Here is a 20,555-nt window from a genome sequence, read left to right on the forward strand (position 1 = left end):
ACTCGCCCGGTCCATCCCTTGCCCAAAGGCCAACGAAAGACTGCGGCGCACCAAAAATGCCACGATTTTCCAGACAACGCGCGCAAAGTATGCCACGGGACCGAGAAAGCCCAACGGACCGCTACGGCCCCGGTCTGGCGCGCCCGCACGCCCTGTTATGACACGGCGGGATCAGGCTCCCGCTCCGTACACTGTGGACGCCCCTCCATGTCGCTTATTTCATACTTGGCTATCTTCTTGTACAAAAGCGGACGCGATATGCCGAGAAGCTTCGCGGCCTTGGAGCGGTTCCCTTCGGCGGTGGCCAGCGCGGAACGGATGGCGCGGCGCTCGGTCTTCTCCACCATGGAGCACAGGCTAAAGGAATCATCATCCAGCATGTCTTCATCCGGGCGGGGGGTGACGGAGTTCTGAATCAGCACGCGCTGGACGTCGCTTTTGCCGATGCGGTCGTGCTTCACCATAACCAGCAGGCATTCCAACACGTTTTTCAGCTCGCGGATATTGCCCTGCCAACTGTGGTGCTGCAGGGCGAGGATGGACTCCGGGGTCAGTCGCTTGTGGAAGATGCCGTGCTCGCGCGATATCTCGCGCCACAGCTGCTTGGCGAGGCGGGGAATCTCCTCCAGCACCTCGCGCAGGGGCGGGATGGTGACCGGGATGACATTCAGGCGATAGAACAAATCCTCGCGGAAGGTGCCCTGCGCCACCATATCCTTGAGGTTGCGGTTGGTGGCGGCGATGATGCGCACGTCCACCTTCTGGCGCTTTTCACTGCCAAGGCGCTCCACTTCCTTCTCCTGAATAACGCGCAGCAGCTTCACCTGTGCAGAGAGCGGCATGTCACCTCTCTCGTCGAGAAAGATGGTCCCCTTGTCCGCCAGTTCGAACTTGCCCTTGCGTCCGCCCTTGCGCGCGCCCGTAAATGCGCCCTCCTCGTAGCCGAACAGTTCGCTCTCGATAATGGTTTCCTGAATGGCGCTGCAGTTGAGGCGGATAAACGGGCCACAAGCGCGCAGACTGTGGTTGTGGATGCTCTGGGCAAAGACCTCTTTGCCCACGCCGGACTCGCCCTGCAGGAGCATGGTCACGTCCGTTTGCGCGGCCTGCATGGCTACGCTCTTGGCGTGGCGCAGCTTCGGGGCCACGCCCACGATGCGGTCGAAGGTGTAGCGCGTGTCCGTATGCGCGGACCGCAGCTGGCGCAGGTCCTTAATCTTGTTTTGCAGGGACTTGATCTTGTTGGTGAGGAGTTGCACCTCCTCCATGTACCGGAAGCGGATCATCCCCACCACGCCCACACACTCCCCCTTCTCCACAATGGGAATGCGCGAGACCACGTACGGCTTGCCACATATATCCTGAAAGTGATCATGCTCCGCCTCGCTGGTCTGCGCGGCGATATGCATGCGTGTGTTCTCTATGACTTCGGTCACGTGGCGCCCTAGCACTTCACATGTGCGGACGTTGTGGACCTCGCAGAAGCTATCGTTGATGTAGATGATGTACCCTTCCGTATCAACGACCATAAGCGCATCCGCACAGTAGTCGATAATCTTGCGCTGAAATTCGATGAGGTGCTTGATGTCCGCAAACCGCTCCACTCCGTCCAGAACGTCCACCCCCTTGGGAAACGACTCCACATCCAACGTGTTGCCATCCAGTGCGTGAGAGACCAGCAGACCTGCCCGCTTGAGATTCCGGGAATCGACCTTCAGCCCTTGCATGAGTGTCCTCCAGATTTTGTCACGGTTCACATCAAGCGTGTCGCAATGGGTGTAACGCGGCGTGACACCCGTGTCACACACAGACACATATGTGAAGAGTTTGTCAATCCTCGATTTCCGGCGTTTTGAGCGCACGGCCCAGCGCGGTGGCGTGTCACGCTGCGTTACACATCCCGCTATTTCATAGCACAAGAGTCCAGTTTGCATATTCATATAACATACTGAAATGTATGCTGAATTTTGAAAACCCTTCCCCCGCAGTGGCCTTGGCACACTCCCTGTAATGCTCCGGGTGTCATGAAGCGACACACAGTTTCATTCACCACTCAAACGGAGGCCTCACATGGCTAAAACATTCAAGGAAGTTATGGCAGATGCGGGCATCTCCATGGATTTCCAGGCGTGCGGCACCGCACCCCAAGAAATCGTGGACCGCGAGATCGTCCTTGAGCCCCACGAGCGGGTTCAGAAACTCAAGAACATCTTCATGCAGACGCTGTCGTCCGCAAACAACGAGTTCCCCTACTGGTACACCCGCGAGTACGTGAAGCTGGACAACGAGATTCCCGTCGTCCGCCGGGCCAAGGCCCTGAAGCGCGCGTTCAGCAACCTCACCCCGGTCATCTTCCCCGGTGAGAAGCTGGTCATGCACAAGGCGCACTACTTCCGTGGCTCCTTCCCCATGCCGTGGCTGTCCGAGGGCTTCTACGTGGCGCAGGAGGACGAGCTGTATCAGGAAGCCATGAAGCGTGGCTCCGCCTCCGCTGATGAGCACTCCAAGTTCGGCTCCGGCGGCGGCAACGTCGTTGCCAGCTTCGGCAAGGTCATCTCCATCGCGGGCAAGTTCGGCATGCGGCAGGAAGAAATCCCCGCTCTGGTCAAGCTGTCCAAGATGTGGGTGGGCAAGTCCGTGGACGACCTCGGCAACAAGTACGAGAAGATGGTCCCGAACTACGAGACCAAGGAACAGATCATGCGCAGCATCGTGTGCATGTTCGACTCCGGCTACACCCTCCCGCAGGGCCGCGAGGTCATCAACTATTACTATCCGCTGGAATACGGCTTTGACGGCATCATCAAGATGGCGCGCGAGCTGAAGGACGAGGTGGCCGGACGCGCCGACGGCGACGGTCTGGTCGGCATGAACCGCCTCTACAACTACGAGGCCGTCATCAACGTTGTGGAAGGCGTGCAGAACTGGGTGCTGAACTACGCCAAGGAAGCCCGCCGCCTCGAATCCGTCGAGCAGGACGAAACCCAGCGTGCAGAATACGCGGAAATCGCCGAGTGCCTCGAATGGATCGCCCACAACCCGCCGCGCACCTTCCGCGAGGCGTTCCAGATGATTGAGACGGTCCACCTTGCCGTGCTGAACGAGGACGCCATCTCCGGCATGTCCCCGGGCCGCATCGGTCAGGTGCTGTACCCCTACTTTGAGCAGGACATGGCCGCCGGCCGCCTGACCGAAGACGAAGCCCTGGAGCTGCTGGAACTGGACCGCATCGTCAAGACCTCCATCGACTGCTTCGCCTCCATGGGTGTTGTGGGCGGCGTGCTGTCCGGCAACACGTTCAACACGGTATCCGTTGGCGGTCTGGACAAGTTTGGCCGCCCCGCCACCAACCGTCTGGAGTACCTCATCCTCAAGGCCGCGGCGTCCAACGCCATGCCGCAGTCCACCATTGCCCTGCTCTACGACGAAAAACTGCCCGAGGACTTCCTCGTTCTGGCGGCGGAAGTCATCAAGACGGGCGCTGGCTACCCGGCGTTCATGAACAACCAGATTGCTCTGGAGTTCCTGACCGCCCACTACGGCCCCGACGGCATGACCACTGAGGAAGCCCGCGCATGGGCCATTGGCGGCTGCCTTGAAACCTCCGCAGGCTGCTGGAAGCCCCTGCACCTGAATGGCAAAGAATACTGGATTCCCGGCGGTTGCGGCCAGCCCACCAGTGTTGGCGTACACTTTGTCTCCATGCCCAAGATTCTGGAACTGACCCTCTTTGACGGTCTGGACCAGCGCACGGGCGAGCGCGTGTTTGCCCCGCACGGCAAGAAGCTGGAAACCTACGAGGAAATCTGGGAGCAGTTCAAGCTGTACTGGCAGGAGGCCGTAGACGTCCTCACCCTGACCAACAACATCCAGCACGACGTCTGGCGCAAGAACAACATGGGCGTCTTCCAGTCCATGCTCAAGCCCGACTGCCTGGACTCCGGCCATCTGATCAACGAACTCGGCTACCGCTACAACGCCACCTACAACGTGGAATCCACCGGTACCATCACGTTCGTGAACTCCATGGCCGCCCTGCGCAAGCTGGTGTTCGACGACAAGAAGGTGGACCTCGATACCTTCCGCAGCGCCATGCTGGAGAACTTCGGCTTCCGCACCGCGCACGAGGTCAACTCCTTCTCCATCGCGGACCAGCAGAAGCGCGATGACGACAAGGGCCAGTGGAACAAGCTGCACTTTGAGTGCCTGCAGGCGCCCAAGTACGGCAACGACGACCCCTACGCGGACGAAATCCTCCTCGACTGGGAGAACTTCTTCTGCCCGGACTGCTACAACTACGAGTCCCTGTACGGTCACCCGCTCTACGCGTGCCAGATTTCCGTCTCCACGCACGGAGCCATGGGTTCGGCCACCATTGCCAGCCCGGACGGCCGCCTGTCCGGCACCACCTTCGCGGACGCCTCCCTGTCCGCCTACCCCGGCACGGACCGCAACGGTCCCTTCGCCCTCATGAGCTCGGCCTCGGTATGGGACCACTCCATGTCGCAGAACTCGCAGCTCAACATCAAGATCCACCCCAGCGCCATCAAGGGCGTGGAAGGCTCCCGCAAGCTCGTGGACCTCACGCAGGCCTACATGCGCAAGGGCGGCTTCCACGTGCAGTACAACGTGGTGGACTCCAAGATGCTGCGCCGCGCGCAGGACAAGCCTGATGAATACCGCGACCTGATGGTCCGTGTGGCGGGCTTTACCCAGTACTGGGTGGAAATCGGCAAGTCCGTGCAGGACGAACTCATCGCAAGAACCGAATACGAGGGGATTTAGACATGAAACTGGAATACCGCGACACCCGTGAATTCGTGCCCGTTGACGTGGACAAGGGTCTGGACCGCCTCACCGGCGAAATGGTCAAGGGCGACACCGCAGCGCCCGAAGGCTACACCATGCTGCCCAAGTGCAAGTTCTGCGCGAACTACGAGGGCACGGACACCTTCGACGGCGTCTGCCAAGCCAGCCAGCAGGAACCAAGGTTCATGGCGTACGGCGACATGACGGCAGTCACCTGCGAGATGTTCAAGGCCAAATAGCCCCACCACGAGCGGCCGGGAGGAACATCCTCCCGGCCTTTTTTCCACCGGGCGGCCAGCCGCCCCCTCAAGAAGAAGGTTCACTATGCAAAGCAAGAACAAACTCTACGGATGGTCCGTGGTTGTCGCCTCGTGGCTGGCGCTCTTTTGCCTGTTCGGCTACCGCGCCACCTTCTCCATCCTCAAGGTGCCCATGAGCACGGACATGGGCTGGAGTCAGGCCGAGATTACCCTCGGCTACTCCCTGATGATGATGTTCTACGCCATCTTCGCCTTCATGTGCGGGATGATTCTGGACAAGTGGGGCACCAAGCCCGTGTACTTCTGCGCGGCCATCTTTGGCGCGGCGGGCTTCTACGTCACCAGCTACGCCACCAGCCTGCCGTTCTATTACTTCTCCTACGGCGTCTTGGCGGGCATCGCCACGGGCATGCTGTGGGTGTCGTCCACCATTAGTGTGCGCAAATGGTACGTGGGCAAGGACTACGCCAAGATGTTCGGCCTCGCCTTCATGGGCGCGCCCATGTCGCAGGTCATCATGAGCCTGTTCGTCAAGGAGAGCCTTGCCGGAGCACAGGGCGACGCGTGGCGCTCCGCCATGCAGCTGCTGGGCATCCTGACCCTTGGCTGCCTGCTGCTGGCGACCATAGTCGCCAAGCGCAACCCCGAAAACTACGGCATGGAACCCTTTGGCGAGGTGCCCTCCAGCACGCCATCCGCAGCCGAATACGTGTGGAGTATCCGCGAGGCCTTCTCCACCTATCCCATCTGGTGCGTCATCCTCACCTTCCTGACCAGCATGCTGGCCGAGTTCCTCGTGTGGACGCAGATGGTCAGCTACTGGACCGCCGACCTTGGCATCTCCCTGCCCAAGGCCACCAACCTCTACGTCACCATTGGCGTGGTGGGCATCTTCTCCATGCCGCTCATGGGCATTGTGGCGGACAAGGTGGTGCAGGCGTCCAAGTGCGAATCGCAGGGACGCAAGCGCATGCTCATCTTCGGTCCCTTTACCGGCGCCATCGCCTGCGGCCTGCTCTTGATGCAGACCGCCACAACCACCCTGCTGGGCATTCTGGCCTGCTTCATCTTCGCCATCTACTGGGCCGTGGTTCCCGGCGGCGTGGTGGGCTACACGGGCGCGGTCTACGGCCGCAAGACCCTTGGCAAGATATGGGGCCTCGCCACGCTCATCGTGATGGGCATTGGACCGTTCATCGGTCCGCTCATCGGCGGCTACCTCAAGGACTCCACGGGCAGCTACACCTACTCCATCCTGTTTGCCCTTGGCTCCTTCATTGTCTCCATGCTGCTGGCCTCCACCCTGCCACTGGCCACACAGCCCGTTGACGCCCGGGAAAAGGTCGCCAGTCAGGCGTAACCCCTTCTGAACCAGACTGACCACCGGGGCGCACGCGTGTGCGCCCCGGCCTGAACCATACCAAGCCCCAAGGAAGCGACATGTACAAGGTTATTCATCCCCAGACGTCACCAACACCAGCCGCAGGCCTGACGCCGCAGCCCACCGGGCTGATTTTCGACGTACAGGGGCACTCCGTCCACGATGGTCCGGGCACGCGTACCACCGTCTTCCTGAACGGCTGCCCCCTGCACTGCGTGTGGTGCAGTAATCCCGAAGGGCTGTTCCACTCGCCCGTGATGATGCACCGGTCCAGCCAGTGCCAGTGCTGCGGCAACTGCATTGAAACCTGCCCTGTTGGCGCGCCCTCGGTGCAGGACGGCGTGCTCGTCTTCGACAGAGCCAAGTGCGACGGGTGCACCACCCACGAGTGTTTGGACACCTGCTACCACGAGGGTCTCGTCGTCAGTGGCGAGCGCTTCACCGTGGACGAACTGATGCGCATCCTCCAGCGCGACAGACAGTTTTGGGGAGCGAACGGCGGCGTCACCTTCAGCGGCGGCGAGCCGCTCATGCAGAAGGATTTCATCCTTGCCATGCTGAAGGCATGCAAGGAGCACTACATGCACACCTGCATTGAAACCACCTCCTGCATAGAAACCGAATTCTACCTGAAGGCCACCCGCTCTGTGGACTGGATATTCACGGACCTCAAGCACATGGACTCCGCCAGCCACAAGCGCCTCACCGGCGTTGGCAACGAACTCATCCATAAAAACATCCGCCTGCTGGCCCAAAGCGACTGGAACGGCGCGCTCATCCCGCGCATGCCCGTCATCCCCGGTGCCAACGACTCGGACGAGAACATTGAGGCCACGGTGGCCTTCATCCGCGACATTGGCCTTGATGTGGTCAACTTCCTGCCCTTCCACCGCCTTGGGGAATCCAAATACCGGCAGCTGGGGCGCACATACGCCTACGCCGAACAGCCCGCCCCTTCGGACGAGCAGATGAACCACCTTAAGGACATTGCCGAAAGCTACGGCCTGTTCTGCTTCCTTGGCTGGAACACACCGTTCTAGGCCGCATCGCCCGCCGCGCGGCCCTTGGGGGGCGCGCGGCGCTTCGACCACGGCGCGGGCAGAGCCCCCGCCACATACGCCGCACACGCGGCGCGCAGAATCCTTAAGCGGACGGCCCTTTCCGCCGCCCACGGGAGCAACACCCATGAAGGATACGCAAACACAGCGCACCATAGAACGCATCGTGGATTTGGAGCTGGAGATGTTCAAGTCCGTCTATTCCAGCGTCCACACGCCCTGTCAGGACCACCTGCAAACCTTCCGCACCATGCGCTGGATGACGCACTCCGTCATGCCGCAAAACGTGCTGGACGCCTACCTTGGCGACCTGCAGGAGGCCAAGGGCTACGACCGCAACCTCATGGTGGAAAAATACGCGCGCATGGAAGGCCGCATGCCCCCCATTCGCGAGTCTCTGCTCATTGATGAAATAGTGGATACGGAAATGGCATGGATGCGCGAGATGCACAGCCGCTACCCGGCCCTGTTCGAGTCCAAGGGCGAGGCCTTTCGGACCTACATCTCGTGCGAATTGGAAACGCTGTCCCTCAATACGCTGGAGCGCCTGCACAGCTTTGTGGTGGACTCGCGCCGCGCGGGGCGCAACCTTGTGGAGGAGCGCTACGACAACCTCTTCCGCCATACAGGCTACGAGTCCACAGCACACCGCAACCAGATAGAACAGCAGCGCCGCAGCGCCCAAAGCGCCGACAACACCACAGGAGCGGACACGGGCGCGGCATAATCCCCTTCGGCAAAGACTCCACGGCTAAAAAAATACGGCTCCCTGTGTGCAGCAGGGAGCCGTATTGCGAGGGGTCTTGTGACGAATCGCTGATAGTCACAATATGCAAAGATCCCTTGGGGCGCGAAGCCGCATGGAATCAGTGTGCCTAAGCCCGGCGAACCTCCCCGGACGGTTCGCGCCCGGTGGGTTCTCAACTGGGAATATTGTATGCCACGAAAGGTCGGCAAGACCTATGGTCATCGTCCGAACTTTCTCCTTTGTCAAGGCTTTCTCCAAAGATACCGCCGCGCGCCCTCCGCCCGCCATGGCGATGTGGGCTACGCCTCCTTCAAGGATGTGATGGCCTCGTGAATCACTGCGCCGGACTGCTGGAGCGCCGCAAGCTCCGCCTCCGCAAGGGGCGTCTCCAGCGCCTGCTCCACGCCACTGGCTCCAATAACGCACGGCAGGGAAATGCACACGTCGTCATCAAGACCATGCAGACCCTTTGCCGGTGCGGACACCGTGAGGATGGTCTTGGAGTCGCGGATTATCCCCTCCAGAATGCGGCACAGGGACGCGCCAATGCCATAGGCCGTGGCGCCCTTGCGGTCGATGATTTCATACGCGGCGCGGCGCACGTCGGTATCAATGCGCTGGCGGGTGGCGTCGTCAATGACTATGCCCCGCTGCTGGCAGAAGTGCTCCAAGGGTACATTGGAGACATTGGCGCGGCTCCACACGCACACCTCGCTGTCGCCATGCTCGCCAAGGACATGCGCGTGCACGCTCTTAACGTCCACCGCGCAGAGGTTGGCCAACTGCCGCCGAAAGCGCCCGGTATCCAGCACCGTGCCGGAGCCGAACACATGTCCGGGCGCAAGGGTGGATGCCTGCACGGCCACAGCGGTCATCACGTCCACCGGATTGGTGACGATGATGATAATGGGCGTTGGCGACACGTTTTGTATGTCCTTGACAATGCGGGTAATAATGCCCGCATTCTCCTGCAAAAGCTCCATGCGGCTTTGGCCGGGCTTCTGCGCCTTGCCCGCCGTCACAATGACGATATCCGCGCCGCGGCACGCCGTGTCGTAATCCTCGGGCGTGACGCCAGCGGAGGTAATGCTGACGGACCGGGAATAGGCCGTGGCGTGGGAGAGGTCCATAGCCTCGCCCGCCGCGCGCTCCTTATCAATGTCCATCAGCACGATTTCGCGGGCAAGGCCGCGCATGGCCGCGCCATAGGCAAAGGCCATACCCACCGCCCCAACGCCAACAACTGCCACTTTGGGCAAACTCAGACGCGGTGTTGCTGTCATGCCTTATCCTTCATGAGTTTGGCGAGGTCCGCCACGCGGCAGGAATAGCCCCACTCGTTGTCGTACCACGTCACCAGCTTGGCAAGGCGCTTGCCCTTCACAAGGGTGTGCTGCTCCTCGACAATGGACGAATTGGGATTGCCCTTAAAGTCCATGGAGACGAGGGCCTCGCCGCTGTAGTCCAAAATCCCCTTCAGCTCGCCCTGTGCGGCTTCCTTCAGCACCTTTCGCAGGTCTTCGGTGGTGGCGTCGTTGTTCAGGACAAGGGCGCAGTCCACGATGGAGACCGTCGGCGTCGGCACACGCAGGGAGTAGCCGTCGATGCGGTCCTTGAGTTCGGGAATAACGAGGGCCACGGCCTTGGCCGCGCCTGTGGACGTAGGAATGATATTCTGCGCCGCAGCGCGCGCCCGCCGGAGGTCCTTATGCGGCAGGTCAAGAATGCGCTGGTCATTGGTAAAGGAGTGGATGGTGCACATCAGGCCGGAGTCGATGCCGAACGCGTCATGGATAACCTTGGCCGCAGGGGCAAGGCAGTTGGTGGTGCACGAGGCGTTGGACACAATGTGGTGCTTGTCCGGGTCGTAATCCTGATGGTTCACGCCAAGGACGACGGTGAGGTCCTCTTCCTTGGCCGGGGCCGAGATGATGACCTTTTTGGCGCCGGCGTTCATATGCGCGCTGGCCTGCGGCCCGGTGCGGAAGATGCCTGTGGACTCCACCACAATATCCACGCCAAGGTCGCCCCACGGGATATCCCGCGGGTCGCGCAGGGCAAAGCTGGTGACGTCCCAATCGCCATACTGGATGCTGCCGGTGGACAGGCCGCCGTCGCTTTCCTTGAAGCCGACATCGACGGGCGCGCGCCCGTAGTTGGTGTCGTACTTGAGTAAGTGGGCGTTAGTGCCGACGTCAAACAGGTCATTAATGGCGACAACTTCCAGCTGGTCGCTCCATCGCTCATGCACCGCCTTGAGGACCTGCCGACCGATTCGGCCAAAGCCGTTGATGCCGATTTTCCATGTACTCATTACGTCAATCTCCTCTGCCGGACGGGGGCATGCTGGGGCCACTGTGGTACGCCGGTTTCCCAGAGTGGGCCGGGGCACCCTTGGCCGCGGCGCATGTGGCGCCGCCCTCAGCCGCCGCGCGGACCATGCCGCGCGGGCGTGCCGCCCCTCGCATCCGGATTAGTGGGATGTTGCATCTGTCTTTACGCGCATGCCGCACGTGTACTGCGGCGCCGCCCATGCCCAGTCACGCCTTACGGCGCGGCCCAGACAAGGCCCGGCGCATGGCGGCGCTAGTCCTCAAAAATTCTGTACTCAAAGGACGTCTGCGTCTCGTAGTCGCGCTTGAGCGTCTGGTAGAGACGGGCGTTGTCCAGAGCCACCGCGGACAGCGCGGCAACGCTGCGCGCAAATTCCTGCTCGTCCGCGTCAAACTCGCGCGGGCGCTCGGAATAGAAGCGCAGCACGCCAATGTTGCGCTTTTGCGCCCTAAGCGGAAGAACCAGCAGGGACACAATGCCCTCCTCGCGGGCCTGCTCCTTGTACTGGAAGCGTTCGTCGGTGGTGACGTCCGCGATATAGACGGAATTGCCGGCAAGGGCCTCGCGGTCCACGCCGCTCTTTTCCACCTCCACCGAGCCCTTGCGCATGTATTTCTGCGACAGGCCGTAGCTGGCGCTGGGCAGGAGCTGCTTTTCCGTGCGGTCCAAAAGCCGCAGGGAGCACCCCTTGACCTCCAGGGCTTCCGTTGCCTTCAGCGTGACCGTGAGCAGGACTTCCTTGAAATCCAGACTGGAGTTGATGGCCAGCGCCACGGCAAAGAGCGATCTGTAGTACCGCTCGTAACGTTGCATGGGAGACTCCTTTGGTTTGGGATATCTGCCGGTACTCGGCTTTTTTCGCTGCGTCAGGGTTCCCCGCCAACCCAAACGGGTCAAAACGGACAAAGAACCACACCTGACAAACACTTTTTCGATACCAAGTATCGCATCCGGTGTATAGGACGGAAACACTTTTCGGCGCATCACCACGGCGCCAGCCGCCGCCAGTGCGCCACAGTCCACCCCCACCAAATTCCCACTATGCCACAGCCTGCGCCCTCCCGCCAAATGCATCCGCAAAAAGTCACTTCGTGCTTGCCAAAAGGTGTATAGGCCCTATACACTCCACCCATGCCAAACTACCCCAAAGACCTACACATGCAGCATCTGCAACGCTTCCTGCACAAGTTCAGCCGCGTGGCCAAGCGCGCCTACGACTTTGGCGGCTACGCCCTGCACCCGGTGGAAATCCACACCCTCGCCTTCATCACCGGCAAGGGGCGCTCCTACGTCAGTGAAATTGCACGGGAGACCGCCGTCACGCGCGGGGCGGTGTCGCAGGTGGTGGCGCGCCTGACGGACAAAGGGCTGGTGGACAAGGCCCCGGACCCGGCCAATACCTCACGCATGCTCATCCACCCCACCGCAGAGGGTGAACGCGTCGCCGCCGCGCACGACACCTTCCACGACCAACGCGACCAGCGTTTTCTGGCTTTTCTTGAGGGGTTGGACGCCGACCAGCGCCGCATCGTCAAACAGCTGTTCTTCGAGATGGACTGTTGGATGGACAACTATCTCGACGACACCTGACCTCCCCGCACTGCGGGGGAAGGAGCGAACCATGTTCGTGCCCGAAGTTACCGCGGACTTTCGTCCCATCGAGCGCCTCATTATCCAGTCCCAGTTCAGCAATCTGCTGACCGCTGCCCTTGAGATGCGCGTTTTTGATTATTTGCCCGCCACGGCGGATGGCGTTACGGCACGCCTTGGATGCCGCGCGGATGTCTGCGCGCGCTTTTTGGATGTGCTGACCGCCATCGGTCTTCTTGAACGCAAGGGTGACACCTACCACAACACGCCAACGGCGCAGGAATTTTTGGCCACCTCCTCCCCGGCCTACCGCGGCGCGGAACTGGACCTACAACTCAAGCATTACGAAACCTTCTCCCAGAGCATCACCGAGCGGATCCTGCACCCGGACCACAAGGAACGCGACCGCACCGACACAGGCTGGGCCAGCCGCGACGCCCTTGAAAGCCTTGGCAACTACGCCCTGTGCGGCATGCTGCAGGAGTCCACAGCCTTCATCACCGCTCTACCCGGATTCTCCGGGTTCAAGACCATGTGCGATGTGGGCGGCAACCATGGCTATTACAGCATGGCCCTGCTGGACCAAAATCCCAGCCTGACAGCAACGGTGTGCGACCTGCCCAGCGTTGCGGACACCATCCGCGCCTTCCACGCCGAAAAGGGCTACGCGGACCGCATGACCACCCGCCCCATGGACCTGCGCACAGATGATTCCCTTGGCGCAGACTACGACCTCGTCTTTGCCTCGCACGTGCTGTACGGCATGCACGACGCCATGGACGCCATCCTTGGCAAAGTGACCGCCGCCCTCGCTCCGGGCGGATGGTTTGTGGCCTGCCATTGCGCCCGCCCAGAAGATGAGGCGTGGCACCCAGCGCAGGCGTTTACGGAGTTTCTCACCGTCCTCAGCGGCTACCCCACCCACCACCTTGACCGGGAAGCCATGCTGGGGCACCTGCACGCCGCAGGGCTGACCAACCTCCACGCACAGGTTTCCCCCACCACGGGCATCCTGCTCCTTGCCGGACAAAAGCCCGCCTAACGGCGACCGCGCATAAAAAAAGGGACGGAAGGCCAAGGCCTTCCGTCCCGTCAATTCACGCAGTTGCACAGGGCTAGAAAATTTCCAGCCCCTCTTCTTCCATAAGGCTCACGCCGTACTCAATAGGGACAACGGCGGAGATATTGGTATCCATGGAGCCTTCGCATATGGCGCCGCGGATGTCCGAGCCGTCGCGCATGGGGCAGAAGCGTCCCCACACAAGGCCGACGATGCGCTCGTCCTCAACGGAAATGACCGGACCGCCCCTGTCGCCCATATGGACGCGGGAGTCGATGAGGATTTCCTGATAGCCCTTGGGCATGATGACCTTGCTGGACACAATGGACGACACAGCGGCAAGGCTGTGCAGGCGCTGGTTGCCAAAGGGAAAACCAAGGCTCAGCACGCTGGCGCCAATGGCCAACGTTTCGCTGTTGCCAATCAGATGGTCCGGCGTCTGGAAGGTCAACGCAGGCTCAAAACGCAGCAGCGCCACGTCGCTGCCCGGGTCCTCAGCCACCACTTGCACGGAAAGCGGGGTCACCTCTTCGCGCACGATGGTCTGGTATTCGTCCGTGGAACGGGCGGGGACAACAACGAGGTCGTCAGGGTTATCACCATACAGGTGCTTAACGGTCAGCAGAAAGCCTTCGCTGTGGCAGATAAAAGCAGTACCAAGGAAAATGGCACCACCCTCGCCGTGCTGGCGCATGAGCATCATCGTCGCGTGCTGGTACTTATGAGAAGCGGAAACGAACATAGTGAACAAATCCTATCTGTTAGGGACGACGGCCAATCCACGAATTCACCTGCGCAGGATGGGTCTCCACCCAGCGCAGCGCCTTGCCGTAGGGGTCAAGGCCATCGTCCAGTTCAATCCATGTCATGAGCAGACCCATCTCTTTGGGCGTCCAATGGAAATGATCCAAAAACTCGTACACGCCAGGCATATCCCGCTCTAAGCCCTTACGGGCAATGGTGTGGATGGATTCCGCCGTGCCAAAGACTCCCTTGGGATCCTCCAGCATGCGCAGCTTCCACACACCAAACATCCAATGCGGCGTCCACCCCGTAACGACAATCCACTCCTGCCGCTGAATAGCCCGTGACAGCTCCTCCAGCATGGTGTCCTCGTCGCCTTCAACCAGACGCATATTATCCAGCCCGTACACCTGCAGCGCCTCGCGGGTTCTGTGCATCACGCCTGCACCGGGGTCGATGCCGATGATGCGCCCGTCAAAACGCTTCGCATACTTTTTCAATTCGGGGATGCTGGTCACGGGGATATAGGGGGCGTTGCGCTGGCCGGTCTCGTTGGGCAGACGGCCAACGTTTACATCGGGCACAACCAGCCCAAGCTGCGCACCCGCAAGGTTTGCGCCAAGGTCATCAACCTTGCTGCCAAACTCGCTGTAGTAGTCGGCCTGTGTTCGGGGGAGCCATGCGCCAACCAGAACATCCTGCCGCCCTTCGGCAACGGACGCCCACATTTCGCGGGGGGACATTTCCGTCAGCACGCAGGGGCGGTCATACCGGGTTTCCACAACGGCCTTGATAAGATTGGCGCTGGCGACCTCGGTCTTCCAATTCACATACGCGAGCCGAAGGGGAGCCTCGCCATCCGCATGCGCGGCATGGATGGGGACGCAGAGAAAGCTGAGGAGAATGGCAAGCAGGGCTAAGGGGCGTAAGAGTTTCATGGCTGTCCTCCGGTTACACTGGTTGGTCACGGAACGCCGATAGTCTCTTTCGGGATAGCAAAGCGTGGGCCGGGCGTGCAACCCGGCCCACGACGCGTTAGCGCATTTTTTTCTTATTGAGTCGTGCGATGGTTTTGGGGCTGGGCTTGGTTTTGAGCTTCACCTTAATCTTGGGCCGCTTTTCCACGCGGAAGCGCTGCGGTCCAACATATTCATCAAGCCCCTTATACAAACTCCAGCACATGAGGAGGATGACCACCGCAAAGGGCAGGCCCGTTGTGATGGCCGCCGTTTGCAGTGCCACAAGGCCACCGCCAAGCAGCAGCGCTCCTGCGACCACACCTTCGGAAATGGCCCAGAACAAACGCTGGAGCACCGGCGGGTCGGGGTTGCCATCGGCGGTGATGATATCGATAACCATGGAGCCGGAGTCCGACGACGTCACAAAGAAGGTGATGACGACGATGACGGCCAGCAGGCACGTAAAGCCGGACAGCGGGAACTTCTCCAGCAGCACAAACAGCGAAACGGGAATGTTTTCCTGCACCGCCTGCGCAATCTGGCCGGAGCCGAACATTTCAATGTTCAGGGCGCTGTTGCCGAAGACGGTAATCCACAGGAAGGTCACAAAGGACGGCACCAGCATAACGCCCAGCACAAACTGGCGGATGGTGCGGCCCTTGGACACGCGGGCGATAAACATGCCCACAAAGGGAGACCAGGCAATCCACCAGCCCCAGTAGAACACGGTCCAGCCATTCTGCCACGACGTGTTCTCGTAGGTTTCACTCCACGTGGAGAGCTGGGGCAGATTCTGCAGGTAGAAGCCAATATTCTCGATGAGCGCGTTCATGATGAACAGCGTGGGGCCAACGGCCAGCACAAAGAACATCAACGCGGCGGCGACCATGATATTCAGCTCGGACAGGCGCTTAATACCCGCATCCAGTCCCTTCACCACGGAGACAGTGGCAATGGCCGTAATACAGGCAATGAGCACAATCTGCACAATGGGGGTCTGCGGCAAACCAAACAGGTGGTGCAGGCCGGCATTCACCTGCCGCACACCAAGGCCGAGGGAAGTCGCAACGCCAAACAGCGTGGCCACGGTGGCCATAATGTCCACGGTGTAGCCCCACGGGCCGTTGACCTTGTCGCCCAAAATCGGCGCAAGCACGGAGCGGATGGTCAGCGGGTAGCCCTTGTTGAACGAGAAGAAAGCGAGGGAAAGGCCAACGATGGTGTACAGTGCCCAAGGGTGGAAGCCCCAGTGCAGGAAGGACAGGTCCATCGCCAGACGTGCGGCCTCGGGAGTGCCAGGCTCCGCAAAGGGCGAGGCCACAAAATGGAACATCGGTTCCGCAACGCCGTAGAAGAGAAGACCGATACCCATGCCCGCACTAAACAGCATGGCAAACCACGCCGTTGTGCTGAACTCTGGTTCGGCGTCGTCGCCGCCAAGGCGGACATCGCCGAATCGGCCAAGGAGGAGCGTGATGGCAAAGACGAGGGCAATGTTCATGGTCCAGATGAAGAACCAGCCCCCGTAGTTCGCAATGTTGGACTGCAACGTCTCAAACCAGTTGCCAATGGCCTGATGGAACGAGATGGCCAAGACAACGAACGAGACGATTAGCCCTGCGGAAATGTAGAAAACATAGGGGTTGACATCAAGCTCTAGCCAATTCCTTTTCTGTGACTGCGTATGAGGTTCCTTATCAATCAAAGTGCCTCCAACTGTTGTGTCGCCAATGGGAAGAAGAGCGCTTCCCGAATACAGGATGTGTGTGTGATGCGTGCGACGGTTCGTAGATATGAAGAAGGTGGGGAGGCTAGCGACATTTTTGTCATTTTTCAAGTACCCGATCGGGCTTTAGCCAGCCTGAATCCTCGCGATACTCCATATCACGCCGCTTCCGCCTACCCTAATTCACCCCGACCGGACTGTTTTAGTCGGGTATGTCTCCTCACCATTCTCTACCCGGTCGCCCGGGCAAAGGTGACATAAACACCCTTCCCGCTGCGCGTGTTTCCCTGTTTGGGGGGCGGTGCCGCCCCGGCACAACCGCCGGGAGGGAGCACCAAGGCAGTATGCCATATCTCGAGCCGCTTTGCCGCAATTTTTCGCCGCGCCCACTGCCCCCCGCCAGCGCCAAACATGCTCCGCCGCCTTGCAGGGACCACGGGCTTGCCGTACAACTTCTCCTTTGAACACAACGCTTCATCGCTCATGCGAAAGGAGTAGCCCTATGCATACATGCGATACCCTCGTCCGCGCCGACTGGATTGTGACGCAAAACGACACCCGCGACGTCATCCAGGACGGCGCGGTGGCCATACAGGGCGGCGTCATTGCCGCCGTCGGCCCGTTCGCGGATATTTCCGTCAACTGGTCCGCCCAGGAGACCATCGACCTTGGCCCCAGCCTGCTGCTGCCCGGCCTTGTCAATGCCCACACCCACGCACCCATGACGCTGATGCGCGGCCTTGCCGACGACCTGCCGCTCATGCAGTGGCTGACGGATCACATCTTCCCCGTGGAGCAAAAGCTGACGCCCGAGCTTGTCCGCCTGAGTGCCCTGCTCGGCTGCTGCGAGATGCTGCGCACCGGCACAACCTGCTTTTATGATATGTACCTCATGGAGGAGGCCGTTGCCGACGCCGTCCGCGAAACAGGCATGCGGGCGCGCATTGGCGAGGTGATTTTCTCCTTCCCCACTCCGGCCTACGCTGATGAGAACGCCGCCTTTGACGTGGTTCGCCGCATGCACGCCGCCAGCGCGGACACCCCGCGCATCCGCACCGCCGTCATGCCGCATGCGCTGTACACCACCTCGCCGCAGCTGCTTACCCGCGCCCACGAGCTGGCGCAGGAGCTGGGCATCCCGCTGCATATCCACCTCGCGGAGACGGAAACGGAAACCGCCCAGAGTCTGGAAAAATTCGGCAAGCGCCCCGTGGCCTACCTCGACAGCCTCGGCCTGCTGACTCCAACCACCCTCGCCGCGCACTGCGTGGACCTCACCGATGACGAGGTCGCCACCCTCGCGCGCACCGGCGCCCACGTGGCGCATAATCCCGAGAGCAATATGAAGCTGGCCAGCGGCATCGCCCGTGTCCGCGACATGCAGGCGGCGGGCGTCAGCCTCGGCCTCGGTACGGACGGCGCGTGCAGCAACAATAACCTCGATATGTTCGCGGAGATGGCCTCCTGCGCCATGCTGCAAAAGGTCGCCACCCTCGACCCCACAGCCGCCCCGGCCCAGCAGGTGCTGGACATGGCAACCCGCGGCGGCGCGGCCTGTCTGCAGTGGGAGGAAATCGGCAGCATTGCTCCGGGCAAGGCCGCGGACCTCACCGCCCTCGACCTTGACCAGCCCGGCCTGATGCCCATTTACAACCCCATTTCCCACGCGGTGTACGCCGCGGGCGGTGGCGACGTGCGCTTCACCATGGTGGACGGCCACGTTCTGTACCGCGACGGCGCGTTCCTCACCGTGGATTACCCCGCCCTGTGCGCGGAAGTCCGCGACGCCGCCGAGTGGATTCGCAAGCAGACCGGAGCGGAGGCCGCCAGCAAATGAGCACGCTCCCCCACGCGGATACCATCATCCGGGCAGGAATCCTCGTCACGCAGGACGCTGACCGCCGCGTCATAGAGGACGCAGGCATCGCCATTTCCGGCGGCGATATCGTTGCCGTGGACCATTGGTCCGCCATCAGCGACGCCTTTGCCCCCAACATGGACGCCGCGCTCACCCCGCACGAGGCGCTGCGTCCGCAGCAGGCAGACGCACCACGCGTCATCGACCTGTCGCGGCACATGGTGCTCCCCGGCCTCATCAACTGCCACACCCACGCGGCCATGACGGCCTTTCGCGGCCTCGCCGACGACCAGCCCCTTATGGTCTGGCTGCAGAAACACATTTGGCCTATGGAAAAGGGCCTGACGCCGCAGTTGGTGCATGCCGGGTCCATCGTGGCCTGCGCCGAGATGCTGCGCACCGGCACCACCTGCTTTGCGGATATGTATATGCTGGAGAGCGAAACAGCCCGCGCCGCCCAGCAGATGGGCATCCGCGCCATGCTTGGCGAGGGGATTCTCGGCTTTCCCACCCGCTCCTACGATACGCCGCAGCAAGCCATTGAGCTGACCGCCGCCCTGCGCGACGCCGTGGCGGAGACGGACACCATCCGCGTCTGCATGCCGCCCCACGGCGTCTACACCACCAGCGAGGACATCCTGAAGGACACCTTCCGCGCCGCCGAGGACATGGACATGCCGTGGATGATTCACCTCAGCGAAAGCGCCGACGAATGCGCACAGTCCCTTGAGATGTATGGCAAGCGCCCCGTGGCGGTTGCGGATGATGCGGGGTGCCTGTCGCCGCGCAGCGTGCTCGTGCACTGTGTGGACCTGACCGACGGCGAGATAGAACGCATCGCCGCATCCGGGGCCAGCGTGGCGCACAATCCGCGCAGCAACATGAAGCTGGCCAGCGGCATTGCCCGCGTGCGCGACCTGCTCGCCGCCGGGGTCAACGTGTGCCTCGGCACCGACGGCGCGGCCAGCAACAACAGCCTGAACCTCTTCCGGGAAATGACGGCCTGCGCCTTGCTGGGCAAGGTTTCCAGCGGCGACCCAACTGCCGTTCCAGCCGCGGCAGTGCTGGACGCAGCCACCGTCAACGGGGCCCGCGCTCTGGGTTGGGAAGGCCTCGGCAGCATCTGTGAAGGAAATATCGCAGATATTGTTGCACTTTCGCTCGACGAACCAGCCCTTTGTCCTGTATACAACCCAATCTCACACGCCGTGTACGCGGCAGGAGGGCACGACGTCGCCCTAACCATGGTTGGCGGCCGCGTCCTCTATGCGGACGGCACATTCGCCAACATCACCACCGAGGAACTCCGCGCCAACGCGCGAAGGTTGTCGGAGTGGGTGGATACGGCCCGTAGTGGAAAACCCCATCCTGGGGCTTGACAAATACGCCCATATCAATAAATACTCACCCGCTTTCGAGAGACAGCCAAGGAAACACTTCCCGTTTCCGGGTCGTATTTAGAGAGGAGAAATATTTCATGGCCAAAAAACATCGCAAGACCATCATCGACGACGCCGTCATGACTGACGAAGGCCTCACCTACAACGGTGTTGCCCTGCAGCAGGTTGTCGAAAAGTGTGAAGGGTGCGACCGTGTCGTGGCTCACGAGTCCGGCAACTACTGCACCACCTACGCCCAGCCCGAACTGAAGTGGCACAGCGGCGTTTGTAACTTTGCTACCCATGTCCGCGCTGAGAAGGACAAGGCCGGCAAGGTCAAAGTTAACCCCCTCAAGGCCTCCAAGCGCGCCGCCAAAGGTCGCTAGTCGGCATTTGACGAGGAATCAAAAGGGCGGGCCGAAAGGTCCGCCCTTTTCCGTTGAGGCCTACGCCACACCAGCGCGCGCCGCTTCCCTCCCGCCGTTCATCACGCCAGCACGTGGCTCCGCCCCCCCTTTTTGCTGGCGGACTACGGCGATTCGAGGTACCCACATTCCCTAGACGCGGCGTACGGCTTGGGCCACATCCCAGTCCGCGCTCTTTCGCCTCCTCTCACCCAACGGAGCACTCATGAAGAACCAAATTTTTA

17 protein-coding genes are annotated in these 20,555 nt (G+C 61.2%); 10 read left to right on the forward strand and 7 right to left on the reverse strand.

Going from position 1 to position 20,555, the window contains the following annotated elements; all coding sequences use genetic code 11:
- Positions 1-155: 155 nt before the first annotated feature.
- Entirely contained in the window at positions 156-1,727 is a 1,572-nt protein-coding gene (locus ACY69P_RS02890) for a sigma-54 interaction domain-containing protein (protein WP_462326512.1), read from the reverse strand.
- Between the two features lie 343 nt (positions 1,728-2,070).
- Here ACY69P_RS02890 and hpdB point away from each other — a divergent pair, with 343 nt between their 5' ends.
- The 5 genes from hpdB to ACY69P_RS02915 all read left to right on the forward strand — a co-directional run bounded on the left by hpdB (position 2,071) and on the right by ACY69P_RS02915 (position 8,235).
- Entirely contained in the window at positions 2,071-4,785 is a 2,715-nt protein-coding gene (hpdB, locus tag ACY69P_RS02895) for a 4-hydroxyphenylacetate decarboxylase large subunit (protein ID WP_462326513.1), read from the forward strand.
- Positions 4,786-4,787: 2 nt separating this feature from the next.
- Positions 4,788-5,048, forward strand: coding sequence for a 4-hydroxyphenylacetate decarboxylase small subunit (gene hpdC / locus ACY69P_RS02900; RefSeq protein WP_462326514.1), 261 nt, complete (start codon positions 4,788-4,790; stop codon positions 5,046-5,048).
- Positions 5,049-5,133: 85 nt separating this feature from the next.
- On the forward strand, positions 5,134-6,429 hold the full coding sequence (locus ACY69P_RS02905; RefSeq protein ID WP_459900005.1) for an MFS transporter: 1,296 nt from the start codon (positions 5,134-5,136) through the stop codon (positions 6,427-6,429).
- 80 nt (positions 6,430-6,509) lie between these two features.
- The gene (locus ACY69P_RS02910; RefSeq protein ID WP_462326515.1) at positions 6,510-7,490 is read left to right on the forward strand and encodes a glycyl-radical enzyme activating protein; all 981 of its coding nucleotides are present in this window, start codon (positions 6,510-6,512) and stop codon (positions 7,488-7,490) included.
- 145 nt (positions 7,491-7,635) lie between these two features.
- Complete coding sequence (locus tag ACY69P_RS02915) at positions 7,636-8,235, forward strand: DUF4125 family protein (protein WP_459900007.1); 600 nt, start codon at positions 7,636-7,638, stop codon at positions 8,233-8,235.
- Between the two features lie 320 nt (positions 8,236-8,555).
- Here the strand turns inward: ACY69P_RS02915 and ACY69P_RS02920 are convergent, their stop codons facing one another.
- The 3 genes from ACY69P_RS02920 to ACY69P_RS02930 all read right to left on the reverse strand — a co-directional run bounded on the left by ACY69P_RS02920 (position 8,556) and on the right by ACY69P_RS02930 (position 11,403).
- On the reverse strand, positions 8,556-9,539 hold the full coding sequence (locus ACY69P_RS02920; RefSeq protein ID WP_459900008.1) for an L-lactate dehydrogenase: 984 nt from the start codon (positions 9,537-9,539) through the stop codon (positions 8,556-8,558).
- A complete protein-coding gene (gap, locus tag ACY69P_RS02925) occupies positions 9,536-10,570 on the reverse strand; it encodes a type I glyceraldehyde-3-phosphate dehydrogenase (RefSeq protein ID WP_404845106.1) in 1,035 nt (344 codons plus the stop codon). Before gap ends, ACY69P_RS02920 begins: the two co-directional genes overlap by 4 nt.
- A 272-nt stretch (positions 10,571-10,842) precedes the next feature.
- Positions 10,843-11,403, reverse strand: coding sequence for a GAF domain-containing protein (locus tag ACY69P_RS02930; RefSeq protein WP_459900009.1), 561 nt, complete (start codon positions 11,401-11,403; stop codon positions 10,843-10,845).
- 345 nt (positions 11,404-11,748) lie between these two features.
- Here ACY69P_RS02930 and ACY69P_RS02935 point away from each other — a divergent pair, with 345 nt between their 5' ends.
- Together ACY69P_RS02935 and ACY69P_RS02940 are read left to right on the forward strand one after the other, a co-directional pair.
- Positions 11,749-12,180 carry a MarR family winged helix-turn-helix transcriptional regulator gene (locus ACY69P_RS02935; protein ID WP_462326516.1) on the forward strand — a complete coding sequence of 144 codons (432 nt, stop codon included), beginning with the start codon at positions 11,749-11,751 and terminating at the stop codon, positions 12,178-12,180.
- Positions 12,181-12,211: 31 nt separating this feature from the next.
- A complete protein-coding gene (locus ACY69P_RS02940) occupies positions 12,212-13,222 on the forward strand; it encodes a methyltransferase family protein (protein ID WP_462326517.1) in 1,011 nt (336 codons plus the stop codon).
- Positions 13,223-13,295: 73 nt separating this feature from the next.
- Here ACY69P_RS02940 and ACY69P_RS02945 read toward each other — a convergent pair whose 3' ends face one another.
- The 3 genes from ACY69P_RS02945 to ACY69P_RS02955 all read right to left on the reverse strand — a co-directional run bounded on the left by ACY69P_RS02945 (position 13,296) and on the right by ACY69P_RS02955 (position 16,648).
- On the reverse strand, positions 13,296-13,982 hold the full coding sequence (locus tag ACY69P_RS02945; protein WP_462326518.1) for a S1 family peptidase: 687 nt from the start codon (positions 13,980-13,982) through the stop codon (positions 13,296-13,298).
- Between the two features lie 19 nt (positions 13,983-14,001).
- Complete coding sequence (locus tag ACY69P_RS02950) at positions 14,002-14,922, reverse strand: glycine betaine ABC transporter substrate-binding protein (protein WP_462326519.1); 921 nt, start codon at positions 14,920-14,922, stop codon at positions 14,002-14,004.
- Positions 14,923-15,019: 97 nt separating this feature from the next.
- Positions 15,020-16,648, reverse strand: a complete 1,629-nt coding sequence (locus ACY69P_RS02955) for a BCCT family transporter (RefSeq protein WP_459900014.1) — start codon at positions 16,646-16,648, stop codon at positions 15,020-15,022.
- 523 nt (positions 16,649-17,171) lie between these two features.
- Here ACY69P_RS02955 and ACY69P_RS02960 point away from each other — a divergent pair.
- The 3 genes from ACY69P_RS02960 to ACY69P_RS02970 all read left to right on the forward strand — a co-directional run bounded on the left by ACY69P_RS02960 (position 17,172) and on the right by ACY69P_RS02970 (position 20,292).
- Positions 17,172-18,506, forward strand: coding sequence for an amidohydrolase (locus ACY69P_RS02960; RefSeq protein WP_462326520.1), 1,335 nt, complete (start codon positions 17,172-17,174; stop codon positions 18,504-18,506).
- Positions 18,503-19,906: an amidohydrolase gene (locus tag ACY69P_RS02965; RefSeq protein WP_462326521.1), complete on the forward strand. Its 1,404-nt coding sequence runs from the start codon at positions 18,503-18,505 to the stop codon at positions 19,904-19,906. Before ACY69P_RS02960 ends, ACY69P_RS02965 begins: the two co-directional genes overlap by 4 nt.
- 98 nt (positions 19,907-20,004) lie before the next feature.
- On the forward strand, positions 20,005-20,292 hold the full coding sequence (locus tag ACY69P_RS02970; protein ID WP_404845115.1) for a PxxKW family cysteine-rich protein: 288 nt from the start codon (positions 20,005-20,007) through the stop codon (positions 20,290-20,292).
- Positions 20,293-20,555: the final 263 nt, after the last annotated feature.

It is taken from the genome of Desulfobaculum sp., from assembly GCF_054921475.1.

Excerpts from the sequence above, each read along its gene's own strand:
- ACY69P_RS02890 (WP_462326512.1), bottom strand. The coding sequence starts at position 1,727 with ATGCAAGGGCTGAAGGTCGATTCCCGGAATCTCAAGCGGGCAGGTCTG.
- hpdB (WP_462326513.1), top strand. The coding sequence starts at position 2,071 with ATGGCTAAAACATTCAAGGAAGTTATGGCAGATGCGGGCATCTCCATG.
- hpdC (WP_462326514.1), top strand. The coding sequence starts at position 4,788 with ATGAAACTGGAATACCGCGACACCCGTGAATTCGTGCCCGTTGACGTG.
- ACY69P_RS02905 (WP_459900005.1), top strand. The coding sequence starts at position 5,134 with ATGCAAAGCAAGAACAAACTCTACGGATGGTCCGTGGTTGTCGCCTCG.
- ACY69P_RS02910 (WP_462326515.1), top strand. The coding sequence starts at position 6,510 with ATGTACAAGGTTATTCATCCCCAGACGTCACCAACACCAGCCGCAGGC.
- ACY69P_RS02915 (WP_459900007.1), top strand. The coding sequence starts at position 7,636 with ATGAAGGATACGCAAACACAGCGCACCATAGAACGCATCGTGGATTTG.
- ACY69P_RS02920 (WP_459900008.1), bottom strand. The coding sequence starts at position 9,539 with ATGACAGCAACACCGCGTCTGAGTTTGCCCAAAGTGGCAGTTGTTGGC.
- gap (WP_404845106.1), bottom strand. The coding sequence starts at position 10,570 with ATGAGTACATGGAAAATCGGCATCAACGGCTTTGGCCGAATCGGTCGG.
- ACY69P_RS02930 (WP_459900009.1), bottom strand. The coding sequence starts at position 11,403 with ATGCAACGTTACGAGCGGTACTACAGATCGCTCTTTGCCGTGGCGCTG.
- ACY69P_RS02935 (WP_462326516.1), top strand. The coding sequence starts at position 11,749 with ATGCAGCATCTGCAACGCTTCCTGCACAAGTTCAGCCGCGTGGCCAAG.
- ACY69P_RS02940 (WP_462326517.1), top strand. The coding sequence starts at position 12,212 with ATGTTCGTGCCCGAAGTTACCGCGGACTTTCGTCCCATCGAGCGCCTC.
- ACY69P_RS02945 (WP_462326518.1), bottom strand. The coding sequence starts at position 13,982 with ATGTTCGTTTCCGCTTCTCATAAGTACCAGCACGCGACGATGATGCTC.
- ACY69P_RS02950 (WP_462326519.1), bottom strand. The coding sequence starts at position 14,922 with ATGAAACTCTTACGCCCCTTAGCCCTGCTTGCCATTCTCCTCAGCTTT.
- ACY69P_RS02960 (WP_462326520.1), top strand. The coding sequence starts at position 17,172 with ATGCATACATGCGATACCCTCGTCCGCGCCGACTGGATTGTGACGCAA.
- ACY69P_RS02965 (WP_462326521.1), top strand. The coding sequence starts at position 18,503 with ATGAGCACGCTCCCCCACGCGGATACCATCATCCGGGCAGGAATCCTC.
- ACY69P_RS02970 (WP_404845115.1), top strand. The coding sequence starts at position 20,005 with ATGGCCAAAAAACATCGCAAGACCATCATCGACGACGCCGTCATGACT.